The organism is Novosphingobium decolorationis, from assembly GCF_018417475.1.
Lineage (GTDB): Bacteria > Pseudomonadota > Alphaproteobacteria > Sphingomonadales > Sphingomonadaceae > Novosphingobium > Novosphingobium decolorationis.
In genome coordinates this window covers 2926984-2945160 of sequence record NZ_CP054856.1, presented here as the reverse complement: position 1 = coordinate 2945160, position 18177 = coordinate 2926984, and the positions used below count along the sequence as shown (strand labels likewise).

12 protein-coding genes, 3 tRNA genes and 3 rRNA genes are annotated in these 18177 nt (G+C 60.7%); 5 read left to right on the top strand and 13 right to left on the bottom strand.

Annotated elements, in window-relative coordinates; all coding sequences use genetic code 11:
- Nucleotides 1–36: 36 nt before the first annotated feature.
- Nucleotides 37–735 carry an OmpW/AlkL family protein gene (locus HT578_RS13795; protein WP_213500086.1) on the top strand — a complete coding sequence of 233 codons (699 nt, stop codon included), beginning with the start codon at nucleotides 37–39 and terminating at the stop codon, nucleotides 733–735.
- Nucleotides 736–839: 104 nt separating this feature from the next.
- Here the strand turns inward: HT578_RS13795 and HT578_RS13790 are convergent, their stop codons facing one another.
- The 3 genes from HT578_RS13790 to HT578_RS13780 all read right to left on the bottom strand — a co-directional run bounded on the left by HT578_RS13790 (nucleotide 840) and on the right by HT578_RS13780 (nucleotide 2968).
- A complete protein-coding gene (locus HT578_RS13790) occupies nucleotides 840–1337 on the bottom strand; it encodes a GtrA family protein (RefSeq protein ID WP_213500085.1) in 498 nt (165 codons plus the stop codon).
- Between the two features lie 116 nt (nucleotides 1338–1453).
- Nucleotides 1454–2155, bottom strand: a complete 702-nt coding sequence (locus HT578_RS13785; RefSeq protein ID WP_039389681.1) for a Crp/Fnr family transcriptional regulator — start codon at nucleotides 2153–2155, stop codon at nucleotides 1454–1456.
- A gap of 123 nt (nucleotides 2156–2278) precedes the next feature.
- Nucleotides 2279–2968, bottom strand: coding sequence for a fumarylacetoacetate hydrolase family protein (locus HT578_RS13780; protein ID WP_213500084.1), 690 nt, complete (start codon nucleotides 2966–2968; stop codon nucleotides 2279–2281).
- 254 nt (nucleotides 2969–3222) lie between these two features.
- On the opposite strand from HT578_RS13780, the gene tnpA reads away from it, so the two are divergent.
- The 3 genes from tnpA (at nucleotide 3223) to tnpC (ending at nucleotide 5705) form a co-directional block, all read left to right on the top strand.
- On the top strand, nucleotides 3223–3672 hold the full coding sequence (gene tnpA / locus HT578_RS13775) for an IS66-like element accessory protein TnpA (protein WP_213500083.1): 450 nt from the start codon (nucleotides 3223–3225) through the stop codon (nucleotides 3670–3672).
- Entirely contained in the window at nucleotides 3669–4022 is a 354-nt protein-coding gene (tnpB, locus tag HT578_RS13770) for an IS66 family insertion sequence element accessory protein TnpB (RefSeq protein ID WP_021243391.1), read from the top strand. The genes tnpA and tnpB overlap by 4 nt, the downstream gene beginning before the upstream one ends.
- Nucleotides 4023–4088: 66 nt before the next feature.
- Entirely contained in the window at nucleotides 4089–5705 is a 1617-nt protein-coding gene (gene tnpC, locus HT578_RS13765) for an IS66 family transposase (RefSeq protein WP_239026291.1), read from the top strand.
- A gap of 817 nt (nucleotides 5706–6522) precedes the next feature.
- Here tnpC and HT578_RS13760 read toward each other — a convergent pair.
- From HT578_RS13760 to HT578_RS13735, 6 genes are all read right to left on the bottom strand, one after another.
- Nucleotides 6523–6599, bottom strand: a tRNA-Met gene (locus HT578_RS13760).
- A gap of 121 nt (nucleotides 6600–6720) precedes the next feature.
- Nucleotides 6721–6835: ribosomal RNA gene (rrf, locus tag HT578_RS13755) — 5S ribosomal RNA — on the bottom strand.
- Between the two features lie 120 nt (nucleotides 6836–6955).
- A 23S ribosomal RNA gene (locus HT578_RS13750) occupies nucleotides 6956–9740 on the bottom strand.
- A 251-nt stretch (nucleotides 9741–9991) separates the two neighbouring features.
- Nucleotides 9992–10067: transfer RNA gene (locus HT578_RS13745), tRNA-Ala, on the bottom strand.
- Nucleotides 10068–10188: 121 nt separating this feature from the next.
- Nucleotides 10189–10265, bottom strand: a tRNA-Ile gene (locus tag HT578_RS13740).
- Nucleotides 10266–10441: 176 nt separating this feature from the next.
- Nucleotides 10442–11926, bottom strand: a 16S ribosomal RNA gene (locus HT578_RS13735).
- The 16S, 23S and 5S rRNA genes sit together here with 3 tRNA genes alongside, the layout of an rRNA operon.
- Before the next feature lie 967 nt (nucleotides 11927–12893).
- Between HT578_RS13735 and HT578_RS13730 the strand changes: the two genes are divergently transcribed.
- A complete protein-coding gene (locus tag HT578_RS13730; protein WP_039391926.1) occupies nucleotides 12894–13493 on the top strand; it encodes a sugar transferase in 600 nt (199 codons plus the stop codon).
- 407 nt (nucleotides 13494–13900) lie between these two features.
- On the opposite strand, the gene HT578_RS13725 is transcribed toward HT578_RS13730, so the two are convergent.
- The 4 genes from HT578_RS13725 to HT578_RS13710 are packed head-to-tail and all read right to left on the bottom strand — an operon-like array spanning nucleotide 13901 to nucleotide 17919.
- Nucleotides 13901–15106, bottom strand: a complete 1206-nt coding sequence (locus HT578_RS13725) for a hypothetical protein (protein WP_213500082.1) — start codon at nucleotides 15104–15106, stop codon at nucleotides 13901–13903.
- 2 nt (nucleotides 15107–15108) lie between these two features.
- Nucleotides 15109–15843 carry an HAD family hydrolase gene (locus HT578_RS13720; RefSeq protein WP_213500080.1) on the bottom strand — a complete coding sequence of 245 codons (735 nt, stop codon included), beginning with the start codon at nucleotides 15841–15843 and terminating at the stop codon, nucleotides 15109–15111.
- Nucleotides 15840–16988, bottom strand: coding sequence for a glycosyltransferase family 4 protein (locus HT578_RS13715; RefSeq protein WP_213500078.1), 1149 nt, complete (start codon nucleotides 16986–16988; stop codon nucleotides 15840–15842). The genes HT578_RS13720 and HT578_RS13715 overlap by 4 nt, the downstream gene beginning before the upstream one ends.
- Nucleotides 16989–17037: 49 nt before the next feature.
- A complete protein-coding gene (locus HT578_RS13710; RefSeq protein ID WP_213500076.1) occupies nucleotides 17038–17919 on the bottom strand; it encodes a glycoside hydrolase family 16 protein in 882 nt (293 codons plus the stop codon).
- Between the last annotated feature and the right edge of the window lie 258 nt (nucleotides 17920–18177).

Genomic DNA, 18177 nt, shown 5'->3' with positions numbered 1-18177 from the left:
CATGGTGCGGCCCCGGCGGCAATGGAAGAAATGACTATGCGCAAGATGACGATGTTCGTCGCCCTGGCCGCGGCCACTGCCCTTTCCACGCCCGCCATGGCTGGCAGTCCGGACGGCAAGTTCCAGGTCAAGGTGCTCGGCACGGCCGTCCTGCCCAACGGCGAGATCGACAAGATCAAGTACCTCGATGCGGGTCTGGGCGACACGCTTGCCGACATGGGCGTGAGCGACGTCGACGCCAAGGCGAACGACAACGTGGTGCCCACGCTCGCGGTCGAATACTTCTTCAACCAGAACTTCTCGCTCGAGACGATCTGCTGCTTCACCCAGCACCACGTCAACGGCGCCGCCGACCTCTCGGGAACCGAGCTGGTCGACCACGTCCTGATCCTGCCCGCTACGGTAACGCTGAAGGCTCACCTGCCCACCGGCACCCCCTTCAAGCCCTACATCGGCGCGGGCCCCTCGGTCTTCTTCGTGTTCGATGAAAAGCCGGGCGCAACCGCCCAGGCATTGGGCGTGGACCGCGTGAAGATGTCGAACTCGTTCGGCGTGGCGCTGCAGGGCGGTGTTGACATCGCGCTGGGCGACAGCGGCTTTGGCGTCTCGCTCGACGCCAAGAAGTACTTCATGAAGCCGACCGCCAAGTTCTACGTCGAGGACACCAAGGTGCTCGAGACCAAGCACAACCTGGATCCCTGGGTTCTCAGCGCGGGCGTCACCTACCGCTTCTGAGCCCGGGCGAGGCCCAGGGCCTCCACTTCAAGGGACACACGCTGCATGCGAGGAAAGGGGGAGCACACCGCTCCCCCTTTTTTGCGTGCCTGTGCCGGGCCCTTTTACAGCTTCCTGAAATTGACCGTCGCGTTGAACAGGAACACGGCGGTCCCCGCCACCAGCGAGGCTGCGATCCGGGCGGCCAGATAGGGCACGCCCAGGACATCGCTCAGCAGCGTGAACGCCCCCAGGATCAGCCCCAGCCCGACCAGCGCGTTGCCGACGAAAAGAACATAGCCGGACGCCATCCCGCGCGCGCTGCCCCGGAAGATCCAGATCCGCGCGAGAACGTAGTGGAGCGCATTGGCGAGGAGGAAGCCGAGTGCCACCGCCAGCAACCGACCGGCCCCAGCCTTCTCCGCCAGGACCCAGATGAAAGCCAGATCAAGGAGGAATGTCGCGACACTCGCGAGGGCATTGCGCAGATAGAGATCGAGCCCCTTGCGGGTCAGGACGCGGCGCAGAAAACCTCGCCCGCCAATCCCGGGATCAACGCCTTCAGGGGGCACACTCGAGGTCGCCTCGGGCGCAATATCGTACGAATTCGAACGCGGTGGCATGCCTTGCCCAACTCGCTACCCGGCGCACGGTTTCCGATCCGACCATGCGGTCTGTGCACGCGCGCATGCATCGCGTGCGGCACTCCGCCCACGGCACGGTCCAGGTCTTGTGCGAATCAGCCCGCTTCGGCCGCGAGCGCATCCATGTCGCGAATGATGACATCGCGGCGCGAGGGCAGGTCGATGATGCCTTCGTTGCGCAGCCGCGTGAACTGGCGGCTCACCGTTTCGATCGTCAGGCCCAGCACGTCGGCAATCTGCTGGCGCGAGAACGGCAACGTGAGGTGGCGCTCCTGCGGAGCATCGAGCGGGATCTTGCAGCCGCTGCCCCCCAGGCGCTCGGTCATCTCGACCAGGAAGCTTGCCATCTTCTCGGCCGCCGACTTGCGGCCCAGCAGCAGCATCCAGCGGCGCGTGCGGTCCAGTTCGCCCAGCGTACGCTCGAGCAGCTTGTGCTCCAGCGAGGGGTGCTCACGGGCAAAGGCATCGAAATCGCGGCGCGAGAACACGCAGACCTTGGCTTCGGTAAGCGCGGTCACACCGTGCCCACTGGTGCCGCCAAAGGGACGCCCGATAAAGTCGGAAGGGTAGACCACGCCGACGATCTGCTCGCGCCCATCCTCGGTGTTGGTCGACAGCTTGAGGACACCCTCGATCACGTTGGCGACGAGGACCGAATCCTCGCCCTCCCAGATCAGCGATTCGCCCGGCGTGATCTTGCGCGTGCGCCCGATCGCATTGAGGGCCTCGAGTTCGTTGGCGTTGAGAGACGCACAAATCGCCCGGTTCCGGACAACACAAAGGTCACAAGTCGACATGATGTTCCGTTATCAGTGCCTGCAGCTGCACACAAGTTTCGGCAGATACCTCAATCGACTGCACATGAAAAGTAACTAGCATTTGCAAAAGCCGTCAGGTGAACGGCACCGCGCGCTCCAAACTCAGGCTTCGTAACGGACCTCGACAGGCGGCAGGCCCGCGATTTCGCCGCGGAGATGCTGTCCCGGACGGACAGGACCGACCCCGGCAGGGGTTCCGGTAAAGACGAGATCACCCGGTGCCAGGGTCACGTAACGCGAGAGATGCGCAATGATCTCCGGCACCGACCAGATCATCTGCGCGATGTCGCCCTGCTGGCGCACCTCTCCATCGAGTTCGCAGCGGATCACAGCGTCGCGTGGCGGCATCCCCGGCAAGATAGGCCCCAGCGGTGCCGAGGCATCGAAGCCCTTGGCCATGTCCCAGGGACGGCCCTTCGCCTTGGCCTCGGCCTGGAGATCCCGTCGCGTCATGTCGAACCCGACGGCCGCGCCGAAGACAAGCGCCTCGGCATCCTCGGGCGCCAGGTCATGCCCACCGCCCCCGAGCGCGACGACCAGTTCCACTTCGTGATGCAGGTTCTCGGTAAGGGAGGGGAAGGCAAGCACACTGCCGGAAGGCACCACCGCATCGGCCGGCTTGCTGAAGAAGAAGGGGGAGGGACGATCGGGATCGCTCCCCATTTCCCGCGCATGCTCGGCATAGTTCTGCCCCACACAGTAGATCCGCCGCACCGGAAAGACAGCCCCCTTACCCTGCACCTCGGCCAGGACAGGTGCGAATTCAGGCAGCGGCAGAGGGGTTGCGGGCATGACGTTTTCCTTTCCACACGTAGGCCGGGCCTGACTCATCTGGTCCTGCGAACCGGAGCGACATGCTTTGCCCTAAAGATTTGCACCTCAAAGCGAAAGCACACGAACCCGATCACGCCCCCAATCTGGAGGAGGAATTATCCGAGGGCCCTGGCCTTCGTAAGCGTCCGGGCTCGGTCGCGTTGCGAGGTAAGAGCGTGAAGGTGATGGACCTCCAGTAAGGAGTCTCTTTCTGGACTCCAGAAGGAGGCCAAGTGACAGACCGGGTGGAGATCATCGCGCGCACGGAGCGGCGCAGGAAGTATTCGGATGCGGAGAAGGCCGCGATCCTGGCCGAGGCGGATCAGGAGGGCGTTTCTGTTCGCGATGTTGCCAGGCGCCATGAGATTGCGGAGAGCCTGATCTACAACTGGCGTTCGGCCCGCCGGCAGGCAACGGCGATCGCCAGCGAGCCACTGGAGTTCATTCCCTACGGTTCGATCGTGACGACCGAACCCGCGCCCACGGCGCCGGTGCCAGCCCCTCAGGTGAAGGCCGCGCCGTCTAGTACGCCGATGCCGGAAGACCTGGTGCGTCCGCATCCCGGCGCGAGGCCTGGCGCGATAGACATCGATCTGCCCAGCGGGGTCCGCCTGTCCACGGACAGCTACGTCAACGAGAAGGCGCTGGCCCGCGTTCTTCGTGCGCTTCGGGATGTATCGTGATTTCGCTGGCGCCCGGAACGAAGGTCTATCTGGCAAGCAAGCCGGTCAGCATGCGTCTGGGGTTCGATGGGCTGGCCGCGCTCGTTCGGCCGCTGTTCGCGGTCGAGCCATTCGGCGGGCATGTCTTTTTGTTTCGCAGCAAGAACGGCAACTACCTGAAGGCGCTGCACTGGGATGGCAGCGGCCTTTGCCTTTTTGCCAAGCGCCTGGAGCGTGGCCGTTTTGTCTGGCCTCCGCTCATCGAGGGCGGCGTTGTGCTCACCCCGGCGCAGTTTGCACTGCTGATCGAAGCGATGGACTGGAGGCGTACGGTAGCGCCCGACCCGCCGCGCCTGCCGGTCCAGATTTGATGTATAAAATGGCGTATTTCCGGGCTTTTTTCTTGGGTGCTGAACCCGATTCTGCTAATGGGGGGCGTGTCCCCCGACGATCTCGAACTCCCTACCGATCCCGCAGAACTGCGCGCGTTTGCCGAGGCGATGCGCGCACGTCTGGCCGCTTCGGAACAGGCGCTGGAAGCCGAACGCGAAGCGCATGAGGCGACCCGCAACGCGGTCAAGCTGATCACGCTCCAGATCGAGAAGCTCAAGGTCCAGTTGGCCCGGCTCTGGCGCATGAAGTTCGGCCAATCCTCCGAACGACTTACCCTTCAGGCTGATCAGCTCGAACTCACGCTCGAGGATCTCGAGGCCGAGCATGCCCATGCCGAGTGCGTAATTGCAGGTCATGTGCCCGACGATGCTCCCGCCAAAGCGGCGCAGCGCAAACCCCGCCGTGCACCGCTTCCCGAACATCTGCCCCGCGACGAGGTCATGCACGCAGCGCCCGATGCCGAGGGTTGCTCGGCCTGTGGCGGCACGATGGGCAAGCTCGGCGAGGACGTTACCGAAGTGCTGGAATATATCCCAGGTCGCTTCCGCGTCGTGCGTCATGTCCGCCCTAAGCTTTCCTGCAATCGCTGCGATGCGATCAGCCAGGCCCCTGGACCGGCGCTGCCCGTTCCGCGCGGCCGCGCCGGTCCGGGGCTGCTGGCCCATGTCATCGTATCGAAGTTTGCCGACCATCTGCCGCTCTATCGCCAGTCGCAGATCTACGCCCGCGAAGGTGTCGAGATCAGCCGCTCAACGATGGCGGACTGGCTCGGCCAGGCAAGCTGGCTGCTGCAACCGCTGGTTGATCGGATCTCCGATCACGTCATGGCCAGCGTGAAGGTCCATGCCGACGACACGCCCGTTCCCGTGCTGGCGCCGGGGACCGGGAAGACGGCGACCGGGCGATTATGGGTCTACCTTCGCGACAACCGACAATGGAGTCCCTTGGACAAGCCAGCGGCGCTGTTCCGCTACAGCCCAGACCGCAAGGGCGAGAGACCGCGCGAGCATCTCAAGACCTTCACGGGCTTCCTGCAGGCCGATGCCTATGCCGGTTTTGACCGCCTTTATGCGAGTGACCGCAAGCCGGTGCCGATCACACCGGTCGCCTGCTGGGCGCACGCCCGGCGCAAAATCAACGATGTCTACAAGGCGGACCCGCACTCGGCCGCAGGCAAGGGCCTGCTCATGATCCGTGACCTTTACGAGATTGAGCGGCAAATTTCCGGTGAGCCGGCCGATACTCGCTGCAGGGCACGCAAGGCGTCACTGCTCAAGGCGATGGATTTCTTCGCCTGGGCCAATGACGTGCTGTCCAAGGCGTCCGCCCGATCGCCGCTGGCCGAAGCGCTGCGCTATGCCGTGAAGCTCAAGCCGCAATTGCTCGCTTACACCCAAGACGGCAGGCTCGAGATCGACAACAACCCGGCGGAGAATGCCCTCAGGGGCATAGCCGTTGGCCGCAAGAACTGGATGTTTGCTGGCGCGGACTGCGGCGGCGAGCGCGCCGCCGCCATGTATTCGCTACTGGAAACCGCCAAGCTCAACGGCGTCAATCCGCAGGAATGGCTGGCCGATGTCCTCGATCGGATCGGCAAGGGGCATCCCATCAACCGGATCGATGAACTGCTGCCTTGGAACTGGGCCACCTGGCAGGCGTGAACGCGCATTTTGGGTGGATTGTGGTCATTGCCGCAATCGGGAACGAAGGTCTGCTATCCGAGATTTCGGTTCAAAAGCTGCCTTTCCGGACACGCCGACAAAGCTGCCGTTGTTCATTTCCACAGAGCCGCTATGATTACCTCATGTCCGGGTTTCGCCATACCATGGCCTTTGCGGCTCTAGTCATGACAGGGACTGTCTCTTTCGCATCGTCGGTCCATTCAGGACCCTTCTATTTGCAGTTCCAGCCGCACAGCGAGAAGCTGACGGAGCCAAGCACAGGTGTGGATGTCATTGCTGATGCAATGCGAGTCTTGCCATATGCAGCATATCTTTGCTCAACTAGCGGCGATCAGCCCTATAGGCGACAGTGGCAGCGGCTAAGAATAGTTCAGAGCGAGCTTGCTGCCGCTGGAGTGTCACGGCGGAAAATCTACATTGGAACGCTCTGCGACCAGTCAGTCAAGGGCAGAGATGCGAGTCATACTCCCAGAGATTCCGTGTTCGTAGCATTAGGCCCGCCTGAAGCCATCAAACGCCTTGCACGATCAATGTGAAACGTCCGCTCCCCCCGACATTGATGCCATAGCGTCCGAAGCGGGGGCTGCTTGAAAGCGGCCGCTCATTTCTCGCGATTTGACTGGCCGACTTGGGGCGTTTCCTGCCGCCAACGGTCCCGGGCGGACGCTTACTGGCCTTCGTGCCCCCAGGCCTGTGGAGGTTGGCGCTTTTGGCGTGGGTGGGTTGTGATTTTCGGGTGCCTTGAACGGCAAAAGCCCGCCGGGAGGGCGGGCTTTGGAGAGGGGATGTTTTGTATTGGTTGCGGGGGTAGGATTTGAACCTACGACCTTCAGGTTATGAGCCTGACGAGCTACCGGGCTGCTCCACCCCGCGTCACCGATGTTGTGCGTTCCTTTGAGAGACGCAAAAAGGGCCCTTTTTGGGGGCCCTTTTAGAGGCCTTTGGGGCCTTTTGTCATTGTGATGGGTTTTTATGATCTTGCGCTGGCTACAATGCCTGGCGACGTCCTACTCTTCCAACGCTTGAGCGTAAGTACCATCGGCGCTGGCAGGTTTCACGTCCGAGTTCGAGATGGGATCGGGTGGGTCACTGCCGCTATGGCCACCAAGCAATGGAGCGAGCGCAAGATTTTTAATCGATGAAGTCCGTGCAGATTAGTTACTGGCTTTGATTGATCGTCCGATCACCGCCGACGGTCCTTGGCAGGACTGTCATTGATGGTGGGATTCTACAAGCATGAACAGAGTTATTAGGACCAGTTAGCTTCACGCGTTACCGCGCTTCCACACCTGGCCTATCAACGTGATGGTCTATCACGACTCGATGATACCTAATCTCGAGGGAGGCTTCCCGCTTAGATGCTTTCAGCGGTTATCCCTTCCATACATAGCTACCCTGCTGCGCGGCTGGCGCCACGACAGGTACACCAGAGGTATGTTCATCCCGGTCCTCTCGTACTAGGGACAACTCCTCTCAAGTATCGACGCCCACGGCAGATAGGGACCAAACTGTCTCGCGACGTTCTGAACCCAGCTCACGTACCACTTTAATTGGCGAACAGCCAAACCCTTGGGACCTGCTCCAGCCCCAGGATGTGATGAGCCGACATCGAGGTGCCAAACGATTCCGTCGATATGAGCTCTTGGGAATCATCAGCCTGTTATCCCCGGCGTACCTTTTATCCGTTGAGCGATGGCCCTTCCACGAGGGACCACCGGATCACTATGACCGACTTTCGTCTCTGCTCGATTCGTCAATCTCGCAGTCAGGCAGGCTTATGCCATTGCACTCTTGCAGCCGGTTTCCAACCGGCCTGAGCCTACCATCGCGCGCCTCCGTTACTCTTTAGGAGGCGACCGCCCCAGTCAAACTACCCGCCACAGAGGGTCCCTGTACCGGCTAACGGTACTAGGTTAGACATTAAAAAATCACAGGGTGGTATTTCACCTATGGCTCCACACCAGCTGGCGCCGATGTTTCAAAGCCTCCCACCTATGCTACACAATAATTTTCCAATGCCACTCTGAAGCTGCAGTAAAGGTGCACGGGGTCTTTCCGTCTAACCGCGGGTACTCCGCATCTTCACGGAGAATTCAATTTCGCTGAGCATATCCTGGAGACAGTGGGGAAGTCGTTACGCCATTCGTGCAGGTCGGAACTTACCCGACAAGGAATTTCGCTACCTTAGGACCGTTATAGTTACGGCCGCCGTTTACCGGGCTTCAACCCGAGCTTGCACTCCTCCTCTTAACCTTCCGGCACCGGGCAGGCGTCAGACCTATACGTCGTCTTGAAGCCGACTTAGCAGAGCCCTGTGTTTTTGCTAAACAGTCGCTACCCCCTGGCCTGTGCCCCCCGACAGTGCTTGCGCATAGCCGGGGCCTCCTTCTTCCGAAGGTACGGAGGCAATTTGCCGAGTTCCTTCAGGATACTTCTCTCAAGCGCCTTGGTATACTCTACCTGACCACCTGTGTCGGTTTCGGGTACGGTCTATACGGTGGGGCTATTTCGACTGCTTCGAAGCACGTTCAATCCGATAAGAACGTACAACACACGCAATCCGTCACACACCACCAGGCCCACGAATATTAACGTGGTTCCCATCGACTACCCCCTTCGGGCTCGTCTTAGGGGCCGGCTTACCCTGCTCAGATTAGCTTTAAGCAGGAACCCTTGGTCTTTCGGCGAGAGGGCATCTCACCCTCTTTGTCGCTACTCATGTCAGCATTCGCACTTCCGATACGTCCAGAGTCGGTTACCCTTCTCCTTCACTCGCTTACGGAACGCTCCGCTACCGCTCAGAACAAAGTTCTGAACCCTAAGCTTCGGTGCATCACTTTAGCCCCGTTACATTTTCGCCGCAGGAACCCTTATTTAGACCAGTGAGCTGTTACGCTTTCTTTAAAGGATGGCTGCTTCTAAGCCAACCTCCTGGTTGTTTTGGGATTCCCACATGCTTTCCCACTTAGTGATGACTTGGGGACCTTAGCTGTAGGTTAGGGCTGTTTCCCTTTTGACGACGGACCTTAGCACCCGCCGTCTGTCTGCCGAACAAGACTCGTTGGTATTCGGAGTTTGGTTAGAATTGGTAGATCTCGCGACCCCCGCATCCATCCAGTGCTCTACCCCCAACGGCATACATTCGACGCTCTACCTCAATAGATTTCGCGGAGAACCAGCTATTTCCCGGCTTGATTGGCCTTTCACCCCTAAACACAACTCATCCGAGAATTTTTCAACATTCAACGGTTCGGTCCTCCAGTGCGTGTTACCGCACCTTCAACCTGGTCATGCCTAGATCGCCGGGTTTCGGGTCTAATACACCATACTCAGTCGCCCTATTCAGACTCGCTTTCGCTGCGCCTACACCTAACGGCTTAAGCTTGCATGGTACATTAAGTCACTGACCCATTATGCAAGAGGTACGCTGTCACCCCCTATGGGGCTCCAACTGCTTGTAAGCATCCGGTTTCAGGTACTGTTTCACTCCCCTCATCGGGGTGCTTTTCACCTTTCCCTCACGGTACTGGTTCGCTATCGGTCATGTACGAGTATTTAGGCTTGGAGGGTGGTCCCCCCATGTTCAGACAGGATTTCACGTGTCCCGCCCTACTCAAGTCCTGGAACCTCACTTTTGCATACGGGGCTGTCACCCGCTATGGCCACTCTTTCCAAAGTGTTCTGCTAGTTTAGTTCCAGGCACTGGCCTGGTCCGCGTTCGCTCGCCACTACTAACGGAATCTCGGTTGATGTCTTTTCCTCTGGTTACTTAGATGTTTCAGTTCACCAGGTTCGCTTCACCAAGCCTATATATTCAGCTCGGTGATACCTTATCCACCTCACTCAAAAGCTGCCGAAGCAACCATCGAGAGAAATGGTGAAGGTGGGTTTCCCCATTCGGAAATCGCCGGATCAAAGTTTGCTCACAACTCCCCGACGCTTATCGCAGCGTGCCACGTCCTTCATCGCCTGTACATGCCAAGGCATCCACCAGATGCTCTTACCTCACGCTTGAGAATCCACACCATCAACGACAGCCCTGCATAGAGACTGCGTCGTAATAGGTGCGGACGATTTATCTCAGCCAGATAATAAAATCTGTTGTAACGCATGGTTGATTACCCAACGTCTGGATAATCCATGCGCCACGGCATCGATTAAAAAACCCATTCACAATGTCAAAGATCTGCGGGCAAATCCCGCTAACCGGTCCGAAGACCGGAACTGTTTCGCTTCATCGCTGGAGTACTGTTCGTGTGTACGGCTGGTGGAGCCTATCGGGATCGAACCGATGACCTGATGCTTGCAAAGCAACCGCTCTCCCAGCTGAGCTAAGGCCCCGTATTTGCCAGCCTCAAGCGCCGGCGTCGACATGCGTCGACTTGGCTATCCTCGCATAAGCTCGGACGGCCGTTCGGCCTTGCGAACCTGACGGTTCGGTTAGCTTGCCCTGCCTGGCACGTGGTGGGCCTGAGTGGATCTGAACCACTGACCTCACCCTTATCAGGGGTGCGCTCTAACCAACTGAGCTACAGGCCCACGTGCCTGCCATCGCTGACCCTGTGGGCCGCGGGCGGCGTGAGCCAGCTCAGGCGTACAACGCTCATCTGAGCGTTATCTCCAGTGATGAAGGGACATGAGGACGACGGCATGTTCTTTGGAAGAAGCGAAGCTCTTCCCGGCTCAAGGCCAGGCGCTTTCGTTTCAATCCTTAGAAAGGAGGTGATCCAGCCGCAGGTTCCCCTACGGCTACCTTGTTACGACTTCACCCCAGTCGCTGATCCCACCGTGGTTAGCTGCCTCCTTGCGGTTAGCACACTACCTTCGGGTGAAACCAACTCCCATGGTGTGACGGGCGGTGTGTACAAGGCCCGAACGTATTCACCGCGGCATGCTGATCCGCGATTACTAGCGATTCCGCCTTCATGCTCTCGAGTTGCAGAGAACAATCCGAACTGAGACGGCTTTTGGAGATTAGCTTGTGCTCGCGCACTTGCTGCCCACTGTCACCGCCATTGTAGCACGTGTGTAGCCCAGCGTGTAAGGGCCATGAGGACTTGACGTCATCCCCACCTTCCTCCGGCTTATCACCGGCAGTTTCCTTAGAGTGCCCAACCAAATGCTGGCAACTAAGGATGAGGGTTGCGCTCGTTGCGGGACTTAACCCAACATCTCACGACACGAGCTGACGACAGCCATGCAGCACCTGTCACTCATCCAGCCGAACTGAAGAAATCCATCTCTGGAAATCGCGATGAGGATGTCAAACGCTGGTAAGGTTCTGCGCGTTGCTTCGAATTAAACCACATGCTCCACCGCTTGTGCAGGCCCCCGTCAATTCCTTTGAGTTTTAATCTTGCGACCGTACTCCCCAGGCGGATAACTTAATGCGTTAGCTGCGCCACCCAAATTCCAAGAACCCGGACAGCTAGTTATCATCGTTTACGGTGTGGACTACCAGGGTATCTAATCCTGTTTGCTCCCCACACTTTCGCACCTCAGCGTCAATACTTGTCCAGTCAGTCGCCTTCGCCACTGGTGTTCTTCCGAATATCTACGAATTTCACCTCTACACTCGGAATTCCACTGACCTCTCCAAGATTCTAGTCACCTAGTTTCAAAGGCAGTTCCGGAGTTGAGCTCCGGGCTTTCACCTCTGACTTGAGTAACCGCCTACGCGCGCTTTACGCCCAGTAATTCCGAACAACGCTAGCTCCCTCCGTATTACCGCGGCTGCTGGCACGGAGTTAGCCGGAGCTTATTCTCCAGGTACTGTCATTATCATCCCTGGTAAAAGAGCTTTACAACCCTAAGGCCTTCATCACTCACGCGGCATTGCTGGATCAGGCTTTCGCCCATTGTCCAATATTCCCCACTGCTGCCTCCCGTAGGAGTCTGGGCCGTGTCTCAGTCCCAGTGTGGCTGATCATCCTCTCAGACCAGCTAAGGATCGTCGGCTTGGTAGGCCTTTACCCCACCAACTACCTAATCCTGCGCGGGCTCATCTCTTGGCGATAAATCTTTGGACCGAAGTCATCATCCGGTATTAGCAGTAATTTCTCACTGTTATTCCGAACCAAGAGGCAGATTCCCACGTGTTACGCACCCGTGCGCCACTAACCCCGAAGGGTTCGTTCGACTTGCATGTGTTAGGCATGCCGCCAGCGTTCGTTCTGAGCCAGGATCAAACTCTCAAGTTTGTGAAACAACATTCACGGCACAAAGCCTAAGCCTTGCCAGCCGCAAACATCGAAACCTTCGGGAGCCGATACCTGCACTTGTCAAACGTATGGAAACGAAGGACATATAAGGCATCGGCTTGATTTAAACTGCACCATAGAGCCCGAAGCTCCCAAGGCGCAGGCGCCGTCGCCCACATGTCCCTTCATCTAAAAACCAACAATGTCAAAGATCCAACCACACCCGTCCGAAGACGGAAACAACCGGACAACCATCCATCCCCGCTTCCTAAGACCCGGGGAACAAGCTGTCCGTCTATCGTGGCGACCACCCCGAAGCGCCGTGTTTGGCGGCGTGCTTCGCTGCGGTGAGAGGCCCTCTAAGTGAGCCCTGCGATTCGGTCAAACCCTTTTTTTTCAGTTTTTTGAATCTTTGTGCGTGAGAGCCGAACGCCGCTCATCGCCCCCATGTGTCCCCGAAGCCACTTCTCCGGGATGATGACACTCGCGCCGACCAAACAGGGCTCGTTCAGCTCCCGCCGAAATCTCCGCGCGCATTTCCCGCCCCACAGCCAGGGATGCGATGGCGTAGATCCACCCCGCCCCTTGAGCGTAAAGCGCAGCACAAAATACACAGGCTCACAATGCGCCGATAAACTTCACCTTTTAATTCAGCATTACTTGAATATATAAAACATCATTCGCGACATTGAGAAATATAGATTCATGTAGATTATATTTTTACTTGACGAAAATAGCCCTGATCATATTCTTAGCGGATAGTTAACGGCGTTTTGAGCCTCGCGTATGATGGCTGGAGGGTGGGAAGATGCGTGCACAGCCGAAATGGAACGGGCCGGATGAGGTCAGTGTCATGTCTGCAACGCCGACGCCGGCACCCCACCCCGAGAATGATGTCGAAACGCATGAGCCGGGTCCCGATGCAGCTGGCGAAACCAGCGATCTGCAGGCGATCAAGTTGTGCGCCATGAAACGCTCTTTCGACATACTCTTTGCGGTGAGCCTGATCGTCATCTTCCTCCCGCTGTTCGCCCTGCTGTGCCTCGCGGTGAAGCTGTCGAGCCCGGGACCGGTGATCTTCGCACAGCGCCGCATCGGCAAGGATGGCCGCCTGTTCCTATGCTACAAGCTGCGCTCGATGGTCACCGATGCCGATGTGCAACTTGCCCGTCTGCTGGCGGAGAATCCGGCGGCACGCGCAGAATGGATGCGCGACCAGAAACTGCGCAACGATCCGCGCATCACCTCTGTCGGCGGTTTCCTGCGTTCGTCGAGCCTCGACGAGTTGCCCCAGCTCTGGAACATCCTGAAGGGGGACATGTCCGTGGTCGGTCCACGCCCGATCGTCGAGGCCGAAGCGGTGCGCTATGGCGATCACTTCGCGCATTACTGCGCCCTGCGCCCGGGACTGACCGGGCTGTGGCAGGTGAGTGGGCGCAACGATGTCAGCTACGAGGAGCGTGTCCGGCTCGATGTTCGCTATGTCGAGGACCGCAGCTTCCTGGGAGACCTGGGTATCTGCCTTCAGACCATCCCGATGATGATGAGCGCAAAGGGGTGCTACTGACCTCCCGTTGCGCGGTCAGGAGACCATGAGCGATCACAGGACCTGGAAGATCACCCCCCAGAGCCCGAGGCTGACCAGTGCGGCAACGAACCACACCCACGGCTTGATCCGCGCCTTCCCGGCTCCAGAGACCAATCCCGGCGCAACGCGGGGCGCGCCCAGCCTTCCCTGGCCCCATCGCCCCTGGCCTTGCCGTCCCTGGCCAGGGCGTTGTTGGTCCTGTCGTCCTTGATCGCCAATCATGTGCCCAACGCGAAGTCGCAGTTCGTGGCCATTCCATCACCGCGATGGAGCCTGACGAAACTGTCCCACGAGGGATAATCGAATAGCGCGTGCGGGACAACCAGCGCCTTGGGCGCGCGAAGCACCCAGGGCCGCGTGGACAGGGGGCAGCTCTCCGGGTGTGTTCAGGCGCGGCGGGCTGCGGACCAGCGCTTGAGGAAACGCAGGCTGTGCGCCGCTTCGAGCAGCGCCAGTCCAAGCCGTCCGGTCCGGCGATAGCGCTGAACCACGGCCCCTTCGCGCCAGAGACTGGAGGTAATCGCCCCGCCCTCCGGAAACTGGTGGACCGCTTCGATCCGACCGAAGTCGCGCGCGCGCGGTGACAGGGAGAGAACCGCAAGGTCCTGCCGGCCTGGCCAGATGATCGCCTGACGCAGCCGTTCCCATGCCTCTTCGGCGGCGGTTTCGATACCAGGCAGCTGCTCGGGCGAGAGGCCGCCCAGGTAGGTGAGAACGCCCGTGAAAAGCCCCTGCGTGTCCTCGCCGATCCGCTCCTGCCAGCCCGGCTCCTCGAGATTGGAGCGCGGCACCGGCTCGTTGGAAAAGGACTTCACGCTGGTCAGGTCCGGCTCCAGCACGGACTCGATGAGATGCCAGAAGCGCAACACACAGGTGCGCGCATTCCAGGGGCAGTAGCCATCCTGCTCGACGCTGAGGCCCACCGTCACGTCGAAGTGGGGCGTGGCAAAGCGCTTGTAGTTGCTGCGCGCGAACTGCGCCGCGAACCACTGCATCTGGGGGACGCCCTCCTGAAGCAGACGGATAGTACTTCCATAAAGGCCGGTGTCGCACAGGATCGCGCGCGCGCGTCCCTGGCTGACCTGATCCAGGTGGCGACGGAACGCGCCGTCGAGACGCGCGACGACCTGACGTACCAGGCGCCCCGATTCGCCTTCGAGCAGGGCCGTGAAGGTGTCGGCTTCGAACGGGTGATGCCATTCCGGCCCGAGCCGGATCGACGGATCCTGGGTAAGCGCCAGGACCACCTCGGCCATGGTCTGGCCCTCGAATTCACGGCCGAGTTCCTCGATCAGCGCCGGCCCCGGTCCGGCGAGCCCGGTGCGCGCGGCGACCAGCCGCGAAATCATCAGATCGGCATGGGGCAAGGGCGCGGACAGACCGCTCGCGGCCAGGAACGCCTCGTAGATCTGCCGCAGCCGCAGCCCTCCGCGGGCGCAGAACAGCAGGCACGTGTCGTCCTTTTCCGGCATGTAATACTGGAACGTCCAGAGGCGCTGCGCGAACTCGGCGAAGATCGGCCCCAGGACCTCGCAACCGAAACGTTCGGCTGCGAGGTCGCCGCGGGGAAACAGGGGAAGGGCAAAGTTCATGGTCAGCGTTCCGGCATCTTGCGGGCCAGCCGCGCGCGCGCGGCATCGAGACGGCGCTCGAGAATGACGAGCCGCGGGGGAAAGATACGATGGGGACGAAGCCCGGCGCTGCGGGCCATGCGCTCATCGGCCTGGGCATCATCGCCTATGTGCAGGAAGGCACCGGCAGGCACGTCCTCGGCGTCAACCACCTTGGGGAAGATGGCCGCGGTCCGCTTGGTCGCGCCGAGGTCCGCGCTGGTATAGACCTTCGCAATGGGGTGCCCCTCGGCCAGGTCGTCCAGCAGACCGCGAATGGTCGCTGCGGTGTGCCAGGTGTCGCTCACCGCGATGATCCGGATGCCCTCGCAGGCGCGCCGGTTCAGCCAGGTCAGCAACGAGGTGTTCGGCGCGAGCTGCGTGCGCTCGACCTCGATCTCCGCCCGCGCGAGGACCTGCGCCTCGGCCGGGCCAAGCCCGAGCGAAAGCGCCATGCCCTGAACCAGGGCATCGAAGGTCACTTCGCCTGTCGGATCGGCCATGTCGAGCGCGCGGTAGGCGAGGTGCTGGACGTTGCGACGCGCGCGCCACAGCGCTTCCTTGCTCACCAGCAGGCCGCGCTCGCGAAGGAGCATGGCAGCGGCCCGCTCGGCGACGTGACGCACCCGCCCCGGCTCGGCCGTGGCGTTGCGCCGAAGCAGGGTGTCGAAGACATCGCACGAGATCACGCGTATGCCTTCCAGATCGACGCCCTTCATCCTCGTCCTCCTCCCGTTTTCGCAATTCCATCCCGAGGCAAGGCGCGCCGCGGACGCACCGTGGGCGCCTGCTCCTCAGCCTCCCGCAGCCTCGGCGGCAGCGTCTCGCGGTAGACAGCCAGGGTCTCCTGCGACATGCGCCGCACCGAAATCTCCGCGATGTTCTCGCGCGCGGCACTCGAGAGCGTCTCGCGCAGGCGCTCATCGCCGAGGAGACGTGTCATCTCGCGCGCCAGCGCATCGCTGTCCGCCGGGGGCACCAGCACCCCGCGCTGGCCATGACCGAGCGCGGCCGGGATCCCGTCGACGGCGCTGGCGATGATGGGATTGCCCATCTCGCGCGCCTCGAAGATGACGAGCGGGCAGGGATCGCGCAGCGAGGCGAGCACGAAGAGGTCCGCGCTGGCGAGCACGTCGCGCGGATCGTCGCGGTAGCCCATGAAATGGATATGGTGCCCGCTGCCCGACGCCTCGGCTCGCGCCTCGAAATCGGCCTGCTCGGGCCCGCCCCCCACGAGGTAGAGATGCGCGCCGGGATAGCGCTTGCGCACAGTGGCGAAGGCATCGATCAGGTAATCGACCCCCTTGCGCGAATGGAGGCCGCAGACCGTCACGATCGCGGGATGCTGCAGCGAGACCGGCGCGCCGAAGAACACGGGGCGGCGTACCCCCCCGACCGTACCATTGGTGACGGTGCGCAGCTTGGCCCGGGGGATGCCGCGTGCGTGCATGTCCTCGCCCACCGCCTCGCTGACGGTGATCACCCGGTCGCCCACGCGCATGAGGTTGGCCTGTTCGTCGAAGGAATTGTGGACCGTCGTGACCAGCCCGAAGCGCTGCCACAGGCTTACCATGCGCGCGGAAAGCGCGGCGTAGACCATGTGCGCGTTGACCACGTCGGGCTTGATCCGGCGTACCGCGCGCCAGAACCGCCAGGCCATGATCCCCAGCTTGAGGGGCCCCTTCGAATCGCCGAACTGGATGACCTTCACCCCGTTGCGCACGAGCAGAGCATCAAGGTCGCCATAGCCGCTGACGACATAGACATCGTGCCCGGCATTGACCTGGTCGCAGGCCAGGTCGACCGCGACAGCGACATGCCCGTTCCCCAGGCACGTATGATTGAGATAGTGGACTATGCGCATGCAACGTCTCGCCAACCGAGGAGAAAATCGAGCTGTTCGTAAGGCGCCGTCATGATCCCGCCTCGTCCTTGGCGCGGTACACGCGGACATAGTCGACCTGCATGCGCGAGGGGCTCTTCATGCCCTCGATCGGCCAGCCGCCGCCTGCAGCCAGGTTCACCATCGGAAACATCGGCTGCAGGTATTCCGCGCGTGTCGGCTCGGTCGCGACAACCTTGCGGTCGAGGTAGAAGGTGACGAAATCGCGGTCTATCGCGACCCCGAAGGTGTGGAATTCCTGCTCCAGGGAATGGGCCGGAACATCGACGCGATAGGTTTCGCCCGCCTGTGACTTTCCGTCCTGCCAGACATGCGTGGTCGCGAGGTAGGCATCGGGGAACTGGCCGTAATATTCCAGCACGTCGATCTCGGGATTGGGCCTGCCTCCTTGCGCGTTCGAGCCCAGCCAGAAGGCGGGCCACACCCCCGGTCCGCCGGGCAGACGCGCGCGCATCTCGAAATAGCCCCCGGATTGGAGAAACCCGCGCGAGGCGCTGTCGGCGGCCGAAAGCAGACCCGATTCCCAGCGCCCCTCATGCTCGCGCATCTCGATGGTGAGCATCCCCGCCTCGACATGGAAGGGCCCGTCGGGCTGCGGATCGCGGAACACCGCATCGCCAAAATCCCCGGCCCAGGGCGTATGCGCGATCCAGCGCGTCCCCGGCCCCCAGGCCGAGACGTCGAGCTCGTCGAAATTCTCCTCGAACGTGAGCGTGAAGCGCTCGAGCGCAAGGGCCTCTCCCAGCCGCGGCGCAGCGCCTGCGGCCACGTCGCCGCGCCCTGCTCCTGTCACGAGGAACGCACCGGCGAGCAGAACGGCAAGCCCCCCCAGCCCGAACCGGCGATGCCGCACCCCAGACACAGGGGCGACCTTGGGAAGCACCTCCATCATACCCCCGGGCACCGCGCCTGCGCGATCCGCCGAAGGTTCTGCAGAATTCCAAAAGAACGATCCCAAGACACCGGACCCTCCCAACAGCTCAAGACCGCTTAATTAATTTACTCTCTATTTCTATAATTGCAAATACAATAAATATGGACCAATAAAGGCAATACTAAATATTACTACTTCGCGCCGAAGTTCATCGTGCTGGAGCAAATAAGAAATCCGCAGTAAATGCTGATTGCAGCTATTTGGCACTTGGGACCG